The organism is Streptomyces sp. IBSBF 2435 (genome assembly GCF_036815005.1).
GTDB lineage: Bacteria > Actinomycetota > Actinomycetes > Streptomycetales > Streptomycetaceae > Actinacidiphila.
This window is the reverse complement of the sequence record NZ_JAJSYW010000148.1, coordinates 1-17,849: the sequence shown is the minus strand read 5'-3', so window position 1 is coordinate 17,849 and position 17,849 is coordinate 1. Positions and strand designations below refer to the sequence as shown.

Here is a 17,849-nt window from a genome sequence, read left to right as displayed (position 1 = left end):
CTGGGGGTGGGGGCCCAGGGCGGGTATGGGGGCCGCCCAAGCTTTTGTGGCGCCCCCCCGCGCGCGGGGGGCCGGGTGGGCGGGGGTGGGGCTCGGAGTGCCGGAGGGATTGACATGCGCACGCGTGGCCGGTGTCATGTGACTGCTTTCGTTTGATCCCGTTGGCTTCTGCGCCTTTCCCCCTTCATTGGAGCCGCACATGTCCCAGAGATCACACATGATCAGACAACGACTCGGCGCGTCCGTCGCCTCGTTCGGGCTGCTGGCCACCGGTGCCGGGGCGGGCACCGTGGCCGTGGCCGCGACCGTGGCGGTCTCCGCGCAGGTGGTCACCGCCGCCGGCGCCTCGGCCGTGGACAACGGCCTGGCGCGTACCCCGCAGATGGGGTTCAACAACTGGAACACCACCGGCTGCGGGTCGCAGTTCAACGAGGCGATGGTCAAGGGCATCGCCGACCTGTTCGTCTCCTCGGGCCTGAAGGCCGCCGGGTACACGTACGTCAACCTCGACGACTGCTGGGCGCTGCCCAGCAGGGACGGGTCGGGCAACCTGGTCGCCGACCCCGCGCGCTTCCCCGACGGGATCAAGGCCGTCGCCGACTACGTCCACGCCAAGGGCCTGAAATTCGGGCTCTATTCGAGCGCGGGGACCAAGACCTGCAACAGCGCGGGCTTCCCCGGCGGGCTCGGGCACGAGCAGCAGGACGCGAACCTGTGGGCGTCGTGGGGCGTGGACTACCTCAAGTACGACAACTGCAACAACACCGGCGTCGACGCCCAGCAGCGGTACAAGGCGATGGGCGACGCGCTCAAGGCCACCGGGCGGCCGATCCTCTACAGCATCTGCGAGTGGGGCTCCAACCAGCCGTGGAACTGGGCGCCTGCGATCGGCAACTCGTGGCGTACGACGGGTGACATCAGCGACAACTGGTCGAGCATGATCGGCAACGCGCACCAGAACCAGGCGCTGGCGCAGTACGCCAAGCCGGGCGCGTGGAACGACCCGGACATGCTGGAGGTCGGCAACGGCGGCATGAACGACACCGAATACCGCACCCACTTCAGCCTGTGGGCGCAGATGGCCGCGCCGCTGCTGATCGGCAGCGACATCCGCAGCGCGACCCCGGCGACCATGGCGATCCTGCAGAACACCGACGTGATCGCCGTCGACCAGGACCCGCTGGGCAAGCAGGGCACCGTGGTCTCGTCCTCCGGCGGCCTGGTCGTGATGTCCAAGCAGCTGTCCAACGGCGACCGCGCGGTGACCCTCACCAATGAGAACGGGTCCGCCGCCACGGTCAGCACGAGCGCCGCCGCGGTCGGCATGGCGTCGGCGTCGTCCTACCGGCTCGCCAACCTCTGGACGAAGGCCCTCAGCAGCACCGGCGGCAGCATCTCGGCCTCGGTGCCGGCCCACGGCACCGTCATGTACCGGGTCTCGGCGGGCAGCGGCAGCAGCACGGGCACCACGCACCCGCTGATCAGCGCCTCCTCCCACCGCTGCCTGGACGCCGCGGGCGGCGCGACCACCCCGGGCACGGCCATCGACATCTGGGACTGCAACGGCGGCACCAACCAGGCGGTGACCCTCACCGCCGCCGGTGAACTGCGGCTGTACGGCGGCACCCAGTGCCTGGACGCGTACAACAACCAGACCGCGGCCGGCACCAAGGTCGAGCTGTGGACCTGCAACGGCGGGGCCAATCAGCAGTGGCGGCTGAACCCCGGCGGCACTGTCACCGGCGTCCAGTCGGGCCTGTGCCTCGACGTGACCGGCGGCGACAAGCCCGCGGGCAACGTCAACGGCACGGCGCTGGAGCTGTGGAACTGCAACAGCGGCGCGAACCAGCAGTGGAGCCTGGGCTGACCCACAGGTCACCCGCCAGGTCTCCCGCCGGACGTTCCGCCAGGTCCCCCGCCTGACATCTCACCGGACGTCCCGCCAGGTCCCCCGCCGCGTCACGCGGCGGGGGACCGCCCGGCCGCCGTGCGGCTACGCCCCGGTCACGCCCGCGATCAGCTCGTCGGCCGCCGCGTACGGGTCGAGGGCGCCCTCGGTCACGCGGGCGGCGAGCGCCGACAGGCGCTGGTCGCCGTGCAGGCTGCCGATACGGGCGCGCAGCGCGGTCAGCGCGATCGTCTCGATCTCGTGGGCCGCGCGGGTGCGGCGGCGCTCGGTGAGGACGCCGTGCTCCTCCGTCCAGGCGCGGTGCCTGTCCAGCGCCTGCACGACCTCGTCGATGCCCTCGCCGCGGGCGGCCACCGTCTTGACGATGGGCGGGCGCCAGTCGCCAGGGCCGCGGGACTCGCCCAGGCCCAGCATGTGGTTCAGCTCGCGGGCGGTGGCGTCGGCGCCGTCGCGGTCGGCCTTGTTGACGACGTAGATGTCGCCGATCTCCAGGATGCCGGCCTTCGCGGCCTGGATGCCGTCGCCCATGCCGGGGGCCAGCAGCACCACCGAGGTGTCGGCCTGGGCCGCGATCTCGACCTCGGACTGCCCGACCCCGACCGTCTCGACCAGGATCACCTCGCAGCCGGCCGCGTCCAGCACCCGGATGGCCTGCGGGGCGGCCCAGGCGAGGCCGCCGAGGTGGCCCCGGGTCGCCATGGAGCGGATGTAGACGCCCGGGTCGGAGGCGTGCTCCGACATGCGCACCCGGTCGCCGAGCAGGGCGCCGCCGGAGAAGGGCGAGGACGGGTCGACCGCCAGCACTCCGACCCGGCGGCCCGCCTTGCGGTAGGCGGTGACCAGGGCCGAGGTGGAAGTGGACTTGCCGACGCCGGGCGAGCCGGTGAGGCCGACCACGTACGCGCCGCCGGTCAGCGGCGCGAGCGCGGCCATCACCTCGCGCAGCTGCGGGGACGCCCCCTCGACCAGTGAGATCAGCCGGGCCACGGCCCGCGGCCTGCCCTCCCGGGCCTGCTCGACCAGTGAGCGGACGTCCACCATCCCCGCAGTCCTCCGTCGTCAGCCGGTTCCGTCGTCAGCCGGTCCGGCGGTCAGTCACAGCCGCGGCCGGTCAGCGCCGCGGCCGGCCGGTCCCGCCGCCGGTCAGGCCGCCGGCACGTGCAGGATCAGCGCGTCGCCCTGGCCGCCGCCACCGCAGAGCGCGGCGGCGCCGGTGCCGCCGCCGCGGCGGCCCAGCTCCAGGGCCAGGTGCAGAACGATACGGGCTCCCGACATCCCGATGGGATGGCCCAGGGCGATCGCGCCGCCGTTCACGTTCACCTTTTCGGGTGTCACGCCCAGGTCCTTCATGGACTGCACGGCGACGGCCGCGAAGGCCTCGTTGATCTCGATGAGGTCGAGGTCGGCGACCGTCAGGCCCTCCTTGCCCAAGGCGTGGGCGATGGCGTTCGAGGGCTGGGACTGGAGCGAGTTGTCGGGGCCCGCGACATTGCCGTGCGCGCCGATCTCGGCGATCCACGGCAGGCCCAGCTCCTCGGCCTTGGCGCGGCTCATGACCACCACGGCCGCGGCGCCGTCGGAGATCTGCGAGGCGGTGCCCGCGGTGATCGTGCCGTCCGCGGCGAAGGCGGGGCGCAGCCGGGACAGGGACTCCGCGGTGGTCTCCGGGCGGATCCCCTCGTCCTGGCTGAAGACGACCGGGTCGCCCTTGCGCTGGGCGACCTCGACCGGGGTGATCTCGGCGTCGAACAGGCCGTTCTTCTGGGCGGCGGCGGCGCGCTGGTGGGACAGGGCGCCGAAGGCGTCCTGCGGGGCGCGCTCGATGCCGAGCCGGGTGTTGTGCTTCTCGGTGGACTCGCCCATCGCGATGTTCTCGTAGGCGTCGGTGAGGCCGTCGTGGGCCATCGAGTCGAGCATCTCGATGGCGCCGTACTTGAAGCCGGACCGGGAGCCCGGCAGCAGGTGCGGGGCGTTGGTCATGGACTCCTGGCCGCCGGCCACCACGATGTCGAACTCGCCGGCCCTGATCAGCTGGTCGGCGAGCGCGATGGCGTCCAGGCCCGACAGGCACACCTTGTTGACGGTGAGGGCGGGCACCGACAGCGGGATGCCGGCCTTGACGGCGGCCTGGCGGGCGGGGATCTGGCCGGCGCCGGCCTGCAGCACCTGGCCCATGATCACGTACTGCACCTGGTCGCCGCCGATGCCGGCCCGCTCCAGCGCGGCCTTGATCGCGAAGCCGCCGAGGTCGGCCCCGGAGAAGCCGCGCAGGCTGCCGAGCAGTCTGCCCATCGGGGTGCGGGCACCCGCGACGATCACCGAACGCGTCCTGTTGGTCATGGTGCGGCCCCTTCGGCTGAAGAGAGGAGGTTAACGAGGGTTAGCGTCAATGTACTGGCGGGTACAGGCCACGTCACCCGGCGAAGCGTGTGATGGCGCGCACGTTGCGTAATCACCGCCGCTGCGGTGCACTGGCTCCATGCTGACGCGCATCGACCACATCGGGATCGCCTGTTTCGACCTCGACGCGACCGTTGAGTTCTACCGTGCCACGTACGGCTTCGAGGTGGCCCACCGCGAGGTCAACGAGGAGCAGGGCGTGCGCGAGGCGATGCTGCGGATCAACGGGACCTCCGACGGCGGCGCCTCCTACCTCCAGCTGCTCGAACCCATCCGCGAGGACTCCCCGGTCGGCAAATGGCTGGCCAAGAACGGCGAAGGGGTCCACCACATCGCCTTCGGCACCGCCGATGTGGACGCCGACGCGGCGGAGATCCGCGGCAAGGGCGTCCGGGTTCTCGACCCCGAGCCGCGGCACGGCTCGATGGGCTCCAGGATCACATTCCTGCACCCCAAGGACTGCCACGGGGTGCTCACCGAACTGGTGACCGCCGCCGCGAGCCCGGCAGAAGGCGATCAGGACCCTCAGGACCACTGACCCGGACCCCGTCCTGCCCGGTAGAGTGACCGGGCCGACCGGGGTGGGCTCTGGGTACGCTCCCGCTCCGCGCCGTTGATCTGACACCATTCTTCTTACGGCCCTGGATTCAAACAGGGTCACGGAGAATCTCACCCGGTTGGCGGGTGAGAACGCCAGGAGACCGATGGGACCGCGGAGTGCGGGGCAACGACAGCTACCAAGCTGACGACCACCTCTCTCAGCTCGAAGCCGAGATGGACCGGCTTCGTACCGAGCGGGGCAAAGCGGTCGACCACGCCGACGACCTCGGATACCAGGTCGAGGTGCTGCGCGCCAAGCTGCACGAGGCGCGGCGCATGCTGGCGTCCCGCCCTGCCTACGACAACATCGGGCACCAGGCCGACCAGCTGCTGCGCAATGCCCAGATCCAGGCCGACCAGCTGCGCACCGACGCCGAGCGGGAGCTGCGCGAGGCCAGGGCGCAGACCCAGCGGCTGCTCCAGGAGCAGGCCGAGCACCAGTCGCGCTTCGAGGCCGAGTGGCACGCCGAGGCCATCGCCAGGCGCCGCCAGCTGGACGAGGAGCTGGCCGACCGCAGGGCCAACGTCGAGTCGCACGTCAACGAGAACGTGGCGTGGGCCGAGCAGCTGCGGGCCCGCAGCGAGTCGCAGGCCCGCCGGCTGCTGGACGAGACCAGGGCCGAGTCGGAGGCGGCGCTGGCCGCCGCCCGCGCCGAGGCCACCCGGGTCGCCGAGCAGACCAGGGACCGGCTGACCGCCGACGCCCAGGCGGCCCGCGCGGAGGCCGAGCAGCTGCTGCGCAGGGCCCGCACGGACGCCGAGCGGCTGCTGAACGCCGCCTCGGCGCAGGCCCAGGAGGCGACCACCGAGGCCGAGCAGCTGCGGACGTCCACCCGCAGCGAGTCCGACGAGGCCAGGATCCGGGCCACCGAGCTGTCCCGGCTGGCCGAGGAGCGGGTCCGGGAGGCCGACGAGGCGCTGCGTACGGCCACCGCGGAGGCCGAGCGGCTGCGCGAGGAGGCCGCCGCCGGCGCCGCCAAGCGCCTGGCGGCCGCCGAGACGGAGAACGAGCAGCGCACCCGTACCGCCAGGGCCGAGATCGCCCGGATGGTCAACGAGGCGACCAAGGAGGCGGAGGCCGCCAAGGCGGAGGCCGAGCAGACCGTCGCCGACGCCCGCGCCGAGGCCGAGCGGATCCGCACCGAGGCGCAGGAGGCGGCCAGGGCCGCCGCGGCCGAGGACGCCGCGGCCCAGCTGGCGCAGGCCGCCCGCTCCGCCGAGGAGATCCTGACCAAGGCCTCGGAGGACGCGCGCTCCACCACCAGGTCGGCCGGCGAGGAGGCCGAGCGGATCCGCGGCGAGGCGGAGGCCGAGGCCGAGCGCCTGCGCAGCGAGGCGGAGGCCTCCGCGCAGGAGCTGCGGGGCGCCGCGCAGGACGACACCGCGGAATACCGCGCCAGGACCGTCGAGCAGCAGGAGGAGGCCAGGCGGCTGCGCGGCGAGGCCGAGCAGCTGCGGGCCGACGCGGTCGCCGAGAGCGAGCGCATCCGCGGCGAGGCCCGCCGCGAGGCGGTGCAGCAGATCGAGGAGGCCGCGAGCAAGGCCGAGGAGCTGCTGGCCAAGGCCAAGGCCGACGGCGACGAGCAGCGGCAGAGCGCGTCCGCCGACGCCGAGCGGATGCGTACCGACTCCGTCGAGCGCGCCTCGGCGCTGAACGCCAAGGCCGAGGAGGCACTGCGGGCCGCCCGCGCGGAGGCCGACGAGCTGCGGGCCGAGGCCGAGCGGCAGGGCGCGGCGGTCAAGGAGGCCGCCGAGCAGGCCGGCGCCGAGCTGCGGGCCGAGGCCGACACGGCCGTGGCCCGGCTGCGCGAGGAGGCCGAGGCCGATCTGGCCCGGCTGCGCGAGGAGGCTGAGGCCCGGGTCGGCGCCGCCGAGCAGAACCTGCGGGACGCCGCCACCGAGGCGGACCGGATCCGCGCGGAGGCGGCCGAGGAGGCCGACCGGCTGCGCCAGGAGACCGCCGAGCGGATCCGTACGCTCCAGGAGCAGGCCGAGGCGGAGGCCGTACGGCTGCGCGACGAGGCGGCGGCGGACGCGGCGCAGACCCGCGCGGAGGGCGAGAACGTCGCACTGCGGGTGCAGGCGGAAGCGGCGGCGGAGGCCGAGCAGCGGCTGACCTCGGCGCAGGAGACCGCCGACCGGGTGCGCGCCGAGGCGGCCGCCGCGGCGGAGCGCCTCGGGGTGGAGGCCGCGGAAGCGCTGGCCGCCGCCCAGGAGGAGGCGGCGCGGCGGCGCAGGGCGGCGGAGGAGCTGCTGGCCACCGCGCGCGGCGAGGCCGAGCAGGAGCGGGCGCAGGCCCGCAGGGAGAGCGAGGAGCTGCTCGCGGCGGCCCGCAAGCGGGTCGAGGACGCGGCGGCGGAGGCCGACCGGCTGGCGGCCGAGGCCGAGCAGCGGGCCGGCGAGCTGGTGGCGGGCGCCGAGGCGACCGCCCAGCAGGTACGCGACGCGGTCGGGCATCTGCACCAGGAGGCCGAGCAGGAGATCGCCGGGCTGCGTTCGGCGGCCGAGCACGCGGCCGAGCGGGTGCGCGCCGAGGCGCGGGGCGAGGCGGACCGGCTGCACGCGGACGCCAACTCCGAGCGGGAGCGGGCCGGTCAGGACGTGGCCCGGATGCGCAGCGTGGCCAAGGAGGAGACCGAGGCCGCCAAGTCGCTCGCCGACCGTACGGTCAACGAGGCGATCGAGGAGGCCGACCGGCTGCGGTCCGAGGCCCGCGACGACGCCAACCGGATGCGGACGGATGCCGCGAGCCAGGCCGACCTGCTGGTCGGCAAGGCCCGCGAGGAGGCCGACCGGCTGGGCACCCTGGCCAGGCAGGCGCTGGAGGGCGCCGAGCGGGACGCCGAGGAGTCGCGCACCGCGTCGCAGCGGATACTGGACGAGGCCAGGCAGGCGGCCAACAAGCGCCGCAGCGAGGCGGCCGAGCAGGCCGACGAGCTGGTCGGCAAGGCGCAGGCGGAGGCCCGCCGGGTCGCCCAGGCCGCGGAGGAGCAGGCCGACACGATGGTCGGCGCCGCCCGCGGCGAGGCCGAGCGGCTGGTCAACGAGGCCACCGCCGAGGGCAACGGCATGGTGGAGCGGGCCCGCACCGACGCCGATACGCTGCTCGGCGAGGCCCGCAGGGACGCCACCACGATCAGGGAGCGCACCGACGAGCTGCGGCGCCGGGTGGAGTCCGAGGTGGAGGAGCTGCACGACCGCTCCCGCAAGGAGGCCGCCGAGGCGATGCGGGTGGTCGGCGAGCGGGTCGACAAGCTGGTGGCCGCCGCGTCCGAGCAGTTGCGCGAGGCCGAGCAGAAGGCCGCCGAGATCAAGTCCACCGCCACTTCGGAGGCGAGCAAGGTCCGTATCGCGGCGGTGAAGAAGGTCGAGAACCTGCTCAAGGAGGCCGAGCAGAACAAGACCGAGGCGGAGCGGGAGGCCGAGCGCGTCAAGGCGGAGGCGCGCGCCGAGGCCGACCGGATCGTGACCGAAGGGCGGCGCGAACTGGACATCCTGGTCCGCAGGCGCGAGGACATCAATGCGGAGATCGGCCGCGTCCAGGACGTGCTGGAAGCGCTGGAATCGTTCGAAGCACCGGGTGGCGCAGCCAAATCAACGAAGAGTACGGTCTCCGCGGGAGCTGCCGCCGGTTCCGCCCGAACGGGCGGCAAGCGCAACGACGATGCGCCACTCGATTGAGCGGTCATTCTCCATGCCGAATGCGCAATGGCTCGGTGACACGCCGCTGAGCCCCCTAGGATTCCCTCTATCACCTCACCGGTCTGAATCATCGACAGGAACCTCATGAGCGACACTTCCTCCCCCTTCGGCTTCGAGCTCGTGCGTCGCGGATACGACCGCGGACAGGTGGACGACCGCATCACCAAGCTCGTCGCCGACCGAGACAGCGCGCTGACACGGATCACCGCGCTGGAGAAGCGCATCGAGGAACTGCACCTCGAAACCCAGAACGCCGCGGCTCAGGTGAACGACTCCGAGCCCTCCTACGCCGGTCTCGGCGCCCGGGTGGAGAAGATCCTCCGGCTGGCCGAGGAAGAGGCCAAGGACCTGCGTGAGGAGGCCCGCCGTGCCGCCGAGCAGCATCGCGAGCTGGCCGACTCGGCCGCCGCCCAGGTGCGCAACGACGCGGAGGCCTTCGCCGCCGACCGCAAGTCCAAGGCCGAGGACGAGGGCGCCCGGATCGTCGACAAGGCGAAGGGCGACGCGACGCAGCTGCGCACCGACGCCCAGAAGGACGCGCAGGCCAAGCGCGAGGAGGCCGACGCGCTCTTCGAGGAGACCCGCGCCAAGGCCGCCCAGGCCGCCGCGGACTTCGAGACCAACCTGGCCAAGCGCCGCGAGCAGTCCGAGCGCGACCTGGCGTCGCGTCAGGCCAAGGCGGAGAAGCGCCTGGCGGAGATCGAGCACCGCGCCGAGCAGCTTCGCCTTGAGGCGGAGAAGCTGCGTACGGACGCCGAGCGCCGCGCCCGCCAGACGGTGGAGACCGCGCAGCGCCAGTCCGAGGACATCGTCGCGGACGCGAACGCGAAGGCCGACCGGATCCGCAGCGAATCCGAGCGCGAGCTGGCGGCGCTCACCAACCGCCGCGACAGCATCAACGCGCAGCTGACCAACGTGCGCGAGATGCTGGCCACGCTGACCGGTGCGGCCGTCGCCGCGGCCGGCTCGCCCGACGACGAGCCGATCTCGCGCGGCGTCCCGGCCCAGCAGTCCCGCTGACCTCAGCGGAAGCACGTGGCAGGCGTTTTTCCGGCACCCCCGCACGCTCGCGTGCGGGGGTGCCGCGCCGTCTTGCTAGCCTCGCCCCCATGATTGAGTTGCAGGGGCTCACCAAGCGGTACGGGGACAAGACCGCAGTCGACCATCTGACCTTCACCGTGCGCCCCGGCGTGGTGACCGGATTCCTCGGGCCGAACGGCGCGGGCAAGTCCACCACGATGCGGATGCTGCTCGGCCTGGACTCGCCCACCGGAGGCTACGTCCGTATCGACGGCAAGCACTACGCACAGCTCAGCGAACCGCTGAAGCACATCGGGGCGCTGCTGGACGCCAAGGCGATCCACGGCGGGCGCACCGCGTACAACCATCTGCTGTGCATCGCGCAGTCCAACCGCATTCCGACCCACCGGGTCGACGAGGTGCTGGAGACGGTGGGGCTCACCGCGGTGGCGCGCAAGCGCTCCAAGGGGTTCTCGCTGGGGATGGGCCAGCGGCTGGGCATCGCGGCGGCACTGCTGGGCGACCCGGAGATCCTGATGTTCGACGAGCCGGTCAACGGGCTCGACCCGGAGGGCATCCACTGGATCCGCAACCTGATGAAGGGCCTGGCCGCGCAGGGCCGCACCGTCTTCGTGTCCAGCCATCTGATGAGCGAGATGGCGCTGACCGCCGAGCATCTGATCGTCATCGGCCGGGGGCGGCTGCTGGCCGACACCTCGATGGCGGACTTCATCGAGAAGAACTCCCGCAGCTACGTACGGCTGCGCAGCCCCCAGCCCGAGCGGTTCAAGGATGTGCTGACCGCGGCCGGGCACCGGGTGCTGACCACTGGTGACGGCGCCTTCGAGATCGACGGTACGGACGCCGCCGAGCTGGGCGAACTCGCCGCGCGGCATCAGCTGGTGCTGCACGAACTGAGCCCGCAGCGGGCGTCGTTGGAGGAAGCGTTCATGCAGCTGACCGCCGAGTCGGTCGAATACCACGCGCACGGCGCGGTGACGCCGGGCGGGCCCGCGCAGGGGCTGCCGCAGGCGCCGGCCGCACCCGGGCAGCCGCCCGCTCAGCCGCAGGCGGCGCCACCGCCGCCGCAGGACCAGCCGCCGGGGCGGCCGCCGCAGTCCGGCGGCGGGCAGCAGTGGGGCGCCCAGTGGCGCAACCCCGGCTCAGGAAAGGGGCGTTGACATGGCTGCCGCAACCGCTGTCCTCCAGTCGGAGTGGACGAAGATCAGGTCGGTCCGCTCCACCATCTGGACGCTGGCCCTGGCCTTCATCGTGACCGTCGCCCTCGGGGCGGTGATCTGCCTGGTGTTCGACAACAACTGGGACTCGATGTCGGAGGGCGACCGGGCCACCTTCGACCCGACCAACACCAGCTTCTTCGGCATGTCGCTGGGCCAGCTCGCACTGATCGTCTTCGGTGTGCTGGTCATCTCCAGCGAGTACAGCACCGGAATGATCCGCACCTCGCTGGCCGCGGTGCCGCAGCGCGGTTCCTTCTACGTCTGCAAGGTCGCGGTGGCGGGCGCGCTGGCGCTGGTGGTCGGCATGGCCACCAGCTTCATCGTCTTCTTCCTCGGCCAGTCGCTGCTGGGCTCGCACAAGGCGCACATCGGCGATCCGGGGGTGCTGCGCGCGGTCTTCGGCGCCGGGCTCTACATGACGCTGCTGGTGCTGCTGTGCGTGGGCGCGGCGGCGATGCTGCGCAGCCCGATGCTGGGGCTGGGCATCCTGATGCCGTTCTTCTTCCTGGTCTCGCCGATCCTGTCGGCGGTGCCGAAGGTGAAGACGGTCGCGCGCTACTTCCCCGACCAGGCGGGCCAGAAGATCATGCAGGTGGTGCCGTCGAACGACGATCACACCTCGTACGGGCCGTGGGGCGGCATCGGCATCATGGCGGTGTGGGTCGCGGTGGCGCTCATCGGCGGTTACGTGGTGCTCAGGCAGCGCGACGCCTGACAGCTCCGCTCCGTACCTGGGCTCTGCTCAGTACCTGGGCGCGTTACGGGACCGCTGCACCCTGCTGGTGCGGCGGTCCTTGGCGTTCCAGCAGGCCCGGTGCCAGTGTCGGCGGTCGTCGAGGCCGTCGTATTCGCGCCAGGCCACCACGTGCCCGACGCCGGGCGGGATCTCCTGGTCGCAGCCGGGGCAGCGGTAGTGCTTGGTGGACGCGGCACCGGCGACCGGCCGCACCACCCACTCCTCGCCCTGCCACTCCTCGGTCCCGGAACCGCCGACCCCGGACTCCTGGCTGCGCTCCGCGGGGCGCTGGGCGCCGTGCGGGTGGTTACGTCGCGGCGACACGGGTGCACCTCGCGCTCTGCTGGCTTCGCGGACGGCATCCAGGGTACGCGCCGCATGAGCGGGTACCCGAACGGGCGCATCCGCCGCGCCACTGCCGAAAATCATGAAAACGCCGCAGAAGGCCGTGCCTTTGGCACGTGCCAGGCGTTAGTGAGGGCAAGGAGGGGTGGGCGATGCGCGTTGGGACGTTCGTACTCGCGGCTCAGTTCCCCGGTCAGGGCCAGGCCGAGCCGCTGCACCGGGCGATATCGACGGCGGAGGCCGCGGAGGAGGCCGGGCTGGACGCGGTCTGGCTGGCCGAGCACCATTTCGTGCCGTACGGGGTGTGCCCGTCGGCGGTGACCCTGGCCGGGCTGCTGCTCGGCAGGACCCGGCGGATCGGCGTCGGCACCGCGGTCAGCGTGCTGCCGACCGCGCACCCGGTGGCGCTGGGCGAGCAGGCGGCACTGCTGCACCTGGCCTCCGGCGGGCGCTTCACCCTCGGGGTGGGGCGCGGCGGCCCGTGGGTGGACCTGGAGGTCTTCGGCGGCGGCAGGGCCGCGTACGAGCACGGTTTCCCCGAGTCCCTCGACCTGCTGCTGCGCTGGCTGCGCGAGCCCTCGGTGGGCGCGCGCGGGCCGCGGTATTCCTTCCCCGAGGTGCCGGTGGTGCCGCGGCCGGACGAGCTGGACTCGGCCGGCGCGGGTGACGGCCCGCCGGTGGTGGTGGCGTGCACGTCGCCCGGCACCGTACGGCTGGCCGCCGAGCGGGGGCTGCCGATGCTGCTGGGCATGCACTGCGGTGACCAGGACAAGGCCGCGATGGTGGCCCTGTGGCGGCAGCACGCGCTGGAAGCCGGCCACAGTCCCGACGCGGTCGCCGCGGCCGGGCACGTCTCCGCCGGGGTGGCCCAGGTCGCCGACACCCGCGCGGACGCGGTCGAGACGCTGCTCAAGGCGATGCCCGGCTGGCTCCAGCAGGGCCTGGCGGCGCACCGTACGGTCGACGGGCGCGCGCGGACGATGCGCGACCCGCACGCGTACACCGAACTGCTCTGCGACCTGCACCCGGTCGGCCCGCCGCGGCTGTGCGCCGACCGGCTCGCGGCGACCGCGGAGATCACCGGCATCACCCGGTTCGCACTGCTGGTGGAGGGCTCGGGCGACCTCGCGGCGACGTTGCAGAACGTCGCACGTCTGGGCGGTGACGTGCTCCCGGAACTGGCCTGATCACGTGTGCGTGGCCCGTCACGGGAGTACGCCCCGTTGTGCCGGCCGGCCTTGATCGACTACGGCTCCCGCGCGTGCGGCGCGGGAGACGTCAGCAGTCCCGGAACTCCGGTGACTGGTTCAGCACTTGCGACCGGACCGAAGTGAACTTCTGGTAGCTCTCGCCGACCGCCGGGTCGAGCGGGAAGACCGCCACCCGGTGGCAGTTCTGGAACGCCAGCCGCACTCCGAAGTGCCGCTGCAGTGCACCGCGTATCGCATCGCTCGCCAGCGCGCGGAGCAGCTGGCCACGGTCCTTCTCGCTCGGCGGCGGCACCTGGTTGTCCGCGAAGTTCCCTCCATCGACCTTGAGTTGTGCCACCAATGAGCTGATCAGCTCCCACGCGTAAGGGAGGGACGTCCGGACGCAGTCGACGAATTCCTGCTCGTCGACCTCGCCTCGCTCGGCCTGTTCGAGGAGGGCCGGAGAGACGTCGAGCGACATGGGTTCTCCTCTCGGTGACCCCGTAGGCGCACGGGGTCGTACGGACGGGATCCGGAGCAGCGACCGCGCCTCCAGCGCGGCGGCCTCCGGCCTTCACCGTATGGTTGGAATGCGGAAGGCACCAGGAGGGAGCACCCACAACCGGCCAAGTTCCGGCGGCTGCCCGTAGTCGGCCGAACCCGTACAGTCCCGGCCGCGACGGGGCCGAATCGCGAACCGCCGGCCGCGTCCAGTAGCGTGGCCCACCATGCGCCTCGTGATCGCCCGCTGCTCCGTCGACTACGCGGGCCGGCTGTCCGCACACCTTCCGTCCGCCACCCGGCTGCTGCTGATCAAGGCCGACGGCAGCCTGTCCGTGCACGCCGACGACCGTGCCTACAAGCCGCTCAACTGGATGTCCCCGCCCTGCACGCTCAAGGAGGGCGACGACGGTGTCTGGACGGTCGTGAACAAGGCGGGCGAGCAGCTGATCATCACGATAGAAGAGGTCCTGCACGACTCCTCGCACGAACTCGGCATCGACCCCGGCCTGATCAAGGACGGCGTCGAGGCCCATCTGCAGGAGCTGCTCGCCGACCGCATGGAGGTGCTGGGCGACGGCTGGACCCTGATCCGCCGCGAATACCCCACCGCGATCGGCCCGGTCGACATCCTCTGCCGCAACGCCGCCGGCGGCACGGTCGCCATCGAGCTGAAGCGGCGCGGCGACATCGACGGCGTCGAGCAGCTCACCCGCTACCTCGAACTCCTGAACCGCGACCCGCACTTGGCGCCCGTGAAGGGCGTCTTCGCCGCCCAGGAGATCAAGCCCCAGGCCCGCGTCCTGGCCACCGACCGGGGCATCGACTGCGTCGTCCTCGACTACGACGCGATGCGCGGCATCGAAGACGACAAACTCCGCCTCTTCTGACCCCCGGCCCTCCCCGCCCCGCGCCCGGTACGGCCACCCGCGGCGCGGGGCTCGCCGCGTGCGCGTCACGGCACCTCCGCCGCGTGACGGCTACCGACATCGACACCCGGGGCTGCGGGCTGCCTGGCCGTCGCGCTCGCGATTGAGGCCAGCCGGAGGGACGTAGCACCGAGAGGGTGCACCCACCTCGACTGCTTCCACCGGAAGAGGTTCGAAAGTTTCGAGAATCTCGGGGTGAGGGCTGCGCCGTGGATGGCGGCTTCATGAGTCTGTCGCAGGGTCGGTCGACCAGGGGTGGCCGGTGACCAGCGATGACGCAGACCCACAGGGACCTTGGGAGTGGCGACGCTTTCGGAATTCTCGGCGAAAGTGTTGACAGTGGGGCGGGGCGGTTCAACACTGTCGCCGTCGACAGGCGCACCAACTGTCGGTCCGGGGCACCTTCGTGGCCCGGTCGCTCGGTCGCCGACCGGTCGGTGGGCGGCCAACCCCTGCTGCGGTGCGCGGCATTGGTGTGCGATCGGCCGCCGGACGCCCGCGCGGGCCGTGCGCGCGCAGCCTGGCACCCCCGCCAGCCTTACTAGGAGGAAGCACACAGATGACCAATCCCCCCACCCGGCCGGAGGTCCGCGGACGCGGACGCCTCGCGGTTTTCAGCCGGTTCCGGCTGCTCCTCAGCGGTATCTGCACCCTCGTGCTGGTCGGCGTGGCCGCCCTGGTCATGCCCGGCACCGCCAGCGCCGACACCACCGTCACCCAGAACAGCACCGGCACCAACAACGGGTACTTCTACTCGTTCTGGAGCCAGAACAGCGGCCAGGCCTCGATGACGATGGGCGCCGGCGGCCAGTACAGCACGCAGTGGAACAACGTGAACAACTTCGTGGCCGGCAAGGGCTGGAACCCGGGCAATACCTCACCCGTGACCTACTCGGGCTCGTGGAACTGCAACGGCAACTGCTACCTGTCGCTGTACGGCTGGACCACGAACCCGCTCATCGAGTACTACATCGTCGACAACTACGGCAACTACAACCCGAGTTCCGGCGCCTCACGGCTGGGCTCGGTCAACAGCGACGGCAGCACGTACGACCTTTACCGGACACAGCGCGTCAACCAGCCGTCCATCCAGGGCACCGCGACCTTCTACCAGTACTGGGCGGTCCGTCAGGCGAAGCGCACCGGCGGCACCATCACCGTGTCCAACTTCTTCAACGCGTGGGCACAGGCGGGTCTGAACCTCGGCACCCCGAACTACCAGATCCTGGCCACCGAGGGCTACCAGAGCAGCGGCAGCTCCAACATCACCGTGGGCAGCAGCAGCGGTGGTGGCAACAACGGCGGTGGCAACAATGGCGGCGGCACGAACGGCGGCGGCACCGGTGGTGGCGGCGGGGGTTGCACGGTGAACGTGACGGCCGGCGACCAGTGGAGCGACCGGTACAACCTCAACGTCGCGGTCTCCGGCTCCAGCAGCTGGACCGTGACCGCGAGCATGCCCGCCCCTGAGGTGGTCATGTCGACCTGGAACATCAGCGCCAACTACCCGAGCCAGTACACGCTGGTCGCCAAACCCAACGGCAGTGGCAACAACTGGGGCCTGACGATACAGAAGAACGGCTCCACCACCTGGCCGACCTTCTCCTGCAGCGCGAGCTGACCGGCCGCACGACCCGTACGACGGGTACGACCTGATTCACCCGCGGTCCCGGCGTGACGGCTCCCCGCCGTCGCGCCGGGCCTGCCGCCGGCCCGCGCCCTACGGCGCCGTGGTCGGCGTCGCGCTGCCGAGACCGGTGCCGGTGTCGGCGGGGCTGGTCGCCGCCGAGTCGGTCGGCGAGTCCGTCGGCGCTACCGAAGTGCCGGTGGCCGACGGCGACGCGGGAACGGGCTGCGAGAGCGTGGCGCTCGCGGTAACGCTCGGCGTCGGCGATGTCGGGGTGTCGGTCGGGCTGCCACTCGGAGTGTCCGTCGGGTTGCTCGGGCCGCCGGTCGGGCTGCCGCTCGTACCGCCGGTCTGGCCACCCGCCGCACCACCGGACGTACCGCCGCTGGTGCCACCGGACGTACCGCCCGAGGTGCCGCCGCCGGACGACGTGCCCCCGCCGGTCGAGTGCTGCGGCGGACCGGAGGTCGCGGGCGGCGGCGTCGAGGCCGTGCCGCCCTGCGTGCCGTCCGGCGCCGTGGCCGACTGCGTCGGCGCCGTGCTCGCCGGAGGCGGGACCGTGGAGGAAGCCGGCGCCGAGGACGCCGACGCGGCGGGGGACGTGCTCGACGTGTCCTCCGGGGCCTCCGGCTGGGCCGACTCCAGCGGCTTGACCTGGTTCTTCTGATCGGACCCGTCGCCGGCCCCCGACGTCGCGCCCAGCGTGACGATCGTGCCCAGGACCGCGGCCAGCAGGACACCCGTGCCGGCCGCCACCATGTTGCGGCGGGTACCGACGACCGCGAGCCGCTTGGGGCCCGGCGAGGGCGCCGCGTGGGCCGGGGCGGGCCGGTGGTGGATGACGGCCAGCGGCGGCGCCACGACAGTGGGCTGCTCGTCCTCGGGCGCGGCCGGGAGGAGTTCGAGGGGCGCCACCGGATCGGCGTCGTCGACCAGCGCGAGGGTGCGGCGGCCGACCACCGTGCCCTGGCGGTCGGCGAGCGCGCCCCGCAGCGCGATGGACGCCTCCAGCTCGGCCCTGGCCCGGTCCATCGTGCCGTTGCAGAGCGCCAGCACACCCAACTCGTGGTGGAAGTACGCCTCTTCAGCCACCTCGCCGGACAGCCGCGCGGCCTCCTGGCCGATCCGCAGCGCGCGCTCCCAGGCGCCCCAGTGCAGGGCGGCGGCGAACACCGGGGCGACGGTTCGGGCCAGCAGGACCGCGGCGGTCGGATTGCCGTTGTCGCGGCAGGCGGCCATCGCCGCGATGATCGCCTCGGACTCGGCGGCGGCGCGCGCCGCGGTGACCGAGGGGTGCCCGGTCCACCAGGCGTAGTGCAGGGCGGCGGTGTGCGCCTGGACCTCGCTCAGCTCGCCCTCGGCGGTGAAGGCGGCGGCGAGCTGCTGGGTGACGCCGGCGGCGAGCCGGTAGTGCGCGGCGACCGGGACTGCGAGGCCGACCGCGGTCATCTCGCCGAGCGCGGCGTCCCCGTGGGTGTCGCCGACCAGCGCGGGCAGGTGCGAGGGGTGCGGGCATTCGCCGTCGAGGGCGACCGCGAAGGCGAGGGCCTCGCGGGCGGACTCGCTCAGCCGGGAGGCGAGCAGGTCGGCGGGGGCGGCGCTCTCCGCGAGCGACGGCAGCGGCACGTCGGCGGCCGGCACCCGGGGGG

Annotated in this window: 13 protein-coding genes and 1 pseudogene; 9 read left to right on the top strand and 5 right to left on the bottom strand. The window is 72.6% G+C overall.

Going from position 1 to position 17,849, the window contains the following annotated elements:
* The first annotated feature begins 217 nt into the window (after window positions 1–217).
* Entirely contained in the window at window positions 218–1,867 is a 1,650-nt protein-coding gene (locus V7E46_RS24675) for a glycoside hydrolase family 27 protein (protein ID WP_333770460.1), read from the top strand.
* A gap of 126 nt (window positions 1,868–1,993) precedes the next feature.
* Here the strand turns inward: V7E46_RS24675 and meaB are convergent, their stop codons facing one another.
* On the bottom strand, window positions 1,994–2,950 hold the full coding sequence (gene meaB, locus V7E46_RS24670) for a methylmalonyl Co-A mutase-associated GTPase MeaB (protein WP_333770459.1): 957 nt from the start codon (window positions 2,948–2,950) through the stop codon (window positions 1,994–1,996).
* Window positions 2,951–3,052: 102 nt separating this feature from the next.
* Complete coding sequence (locus V7E46_RS24665; protein ID WP_329174578.1) at window positions 3,053–4,249, bottom strand: acetyl-CoA C-acetyltransferase; 1,197 nt, start codon at window positions 4,247–4,249, stop codon at window positions 3,053–3,055.
* A 139-nt stretch (window positions 4,250–4,388) separates the two neighbouring features.
* Between V7E46_RS24665 and mce the strand changes: the two genes are divergently transcribed.
* From mce to V7E46_RS24640, 5 genes are all read left to right on the top strand, one after another.
* Window positions 4,389–4,847 carry a methylmalonyl-CoA epimerase gene (gene mce / locus V7E46_RS24660; protein WP_329174580.1) on the top strand — a complete coding sequence of 153 codons (459 nt, stop codon included), beginning with the start codon at window positions 4,389–4,391 and terminating at the stop codon, window positions 4,845–4,847.
* A gap of 179 nt (window positions 4,848–5,026) precedes the next feature.
* Window positions 5,027–8,590 carry a polarized growth protein Scy gene (gene scy / locus V7E46_RS24655; protein ID WP_443054334.1) on the top strand — a complete coding sequence of 1,188 codons (3,564 nt, stop codon included), beginning with the start codon at window positions 5,027–5,029 and terminating at the stop codon, window positions 8,588–8,590.
* A gap of 105 nt (window positions 8,591–8,695) precedes the next feature.
* Window positions 8,696–9,631, top strand: coding sequence for a cellulose-binding protein (locus tag V7E46_RS24650; RefSeq protein WP_329174582.1), 936 nt, complete (start codon window positions 8,696–8,698; stop codon window positions 9,629–9,631).
* A gap of 89 nt (window positions 9,632–9,720) precedes the next feature.
* Entirely contained in the window at window positions 9,721–10,812 is a 1,092-nt protein-coding gene (locus tag V7E46_RS24645) for an ABC transporter ATP-binding protein (protein WP_333770458.1), read from the top strand.
* A gap of 1 nt (window position 10,813) precedes the next feature.
* A complete protein-coding gene (locus tag V7E46_RS24640) occupies window positions 10,814–11,587 on the top strand; it encodes an ABC transporter permease (protein ID WP_329174585.1) in 774 nt (257 codons plus the stop codon).
* A 27-nt stretch (window positions 11,588–11,614) separates the two neighbouring features.
* On the opposite strand, the gene V7E46_RS24635 is transcribed toward V7E46_RS24640, so the two are convergent.
* Window positions 11,615–11,932 (bottom strand): ATP/GTP-binding protein, encoded by a 318-nt coding sequence (locus tag V7E46_RS24635; RefSeq protein ID WP_329174587.1) that lies wholly within the window; start codon window positions 11,930–11,932, stop codon window positions 11,615–11,617.
* Window positions 11,933–12,105: 173 nt separating this feature from the next.
* Between V7E46_RS24635 and V7E46_RS24630 the strand changes: the two genes are divergently transcribed.
* Window positions 12,106–13,140, top strand: coding sequence for an LLM class flavin-dependent oxidoreductase (locus V7E46_RS24630; RefSeq protein WP_333770457.1), 1,035 nt, complete (start codon window positions 12,106–12,108; stop codon window positions 13,138–13,140).
* Window positions 13,141–13,231: 91 nt separating this feature from the next.
* Here the strand turns inward: V7E46_RS24630 and V7E46_RS24625 are convergent, their stop codons facing one another.
* Window positions 13,232–13,624 (bottom strand): SCO5389 family protein, encoded by a 393-nt coding sequence (locus V7E46_RS24625; RefSeq protein ID WP_329174591.1) that lies wholly within the window; start codon window positions 13,622–13,624, stop codon window positions 13,232–13,234.
* Window positions 13,625–13,871: 247 nt separating this feature from the next.
* Here V7E46_RS24625 and nucS point away from each other — a divergent pair, with 247 nt between their 5' ends.
* Together nucS and V7E46_RS24615 are read left to right on the top strand one after the other, a co-directional pair.
* On the top strand, window positions 13,872–14,534 hold the full coding sequence (gene nucS, locus V7E46_RS24620) for an endonuclease NucS (protein ID WP_333770456.1): 663 nt from the start codon (window positions 13,872–13,874) through the stop codon (window positions 14,532–14,534).
* A gap of 598 nt (window positions 14,535–15,132) precedes the next feature.
* Entirely contained in the window at window positions 15,133–16,194 is a 1,062-nt protein-coding gene (locus V7E46_RS24615; RefSeq protein WP_333770455.1) for a glycoside hydrolase family 11 protein, read from the top strand.
* 99 nt (window positions 16,195–16,293) lie between these two features.
* Here the strand turns inward: V7E46_RS24615 and V7E46_RS24610 are convergent.
* Window positions 16,294–17,849 (bottom strand): annotated as a pseudogene (locus V7E46_RS24610) (ATP-binding protein); the annotation flags it as partial.

Bases quoted from the DNA above. Each gene is read 5' to 3' on its own strand.
- V7E46_RS24675 (WP_333770460.1), top strand. From the start codon at position 218: ATGATCAGACAACGACTCGGCGCGTCCGTCGCCTCGTTCGGGCTGCTG.
- meaB (WP_333770459.1), bottom strand. From the start codon at position 2,950: ATGGTGGACGTCCGCTCACTGGTCGAGCAGGCCCGGGAGGGCAGGCCG.
- V7E46_RS24665 (WP_329174578.1), bottom strand. From the start codon at position 4,249: ATGACCAACAGGACGCGTTCGGTGATCGTCGCGGGTGCCCGCACCCCG.
- mce (WP_329174580.1), top strand. From the start codon at position 4,389: ATGCTGACGCGCATCGACCACATCGGGATCGCCTGTTTCGACCTCGAC.
- V7E46_RS24650 (WP_329174582.1), top strand. From the start codon at position 8,696: ATGAGCGACACTTCCTCCCCCTTCGGCTTCGAGCTCGTGCGTCGCGGA.
- V7E46_RS24645 (WP_333770458.1), top strand. From the start codon at position 9,721: ATGATTGAGTTGCAGGGGCTCACCAAGCGGTACGGGGACAAGACCGCA.
- V7E46_RS24640 (WP_329174585.1), top strand. From the start codon at position 10,814: ATGGCTGCCGCAACCGCTGTCCTCCAGTCGGAGTGGACGAAGATCAGG.
- V7E46_RS24630 (WP_333770457.1), top strand. From the start codon at position 12,106: ATGCGCGTTGGGACGTTCGTACTCGCGGCTCAGTTCCCCGGTCAGGGC.
- V7E46_RS24625 (WP_329174591.1), bottom strand. From the start codon at position 13,624: ATGTCGCTCGACGTCTCTCCGGCCCTCCTCGAACAGGCCGAGCGAGGC.
- nucS (WP_333770456.1), top strand. From the start codon at position 13,872: ATGCGCCTCGTGATCGCCCGCTGCTCCGTCGACTACGCGGGCCGGCTG.
- V7E46_RS24615 (WP_333770455.1), top strand. From the start codon at position 15,133: ATGACCAATCCCCCCACCCGGCCGGAGGTCCGCGGACGCGGACGCCTC.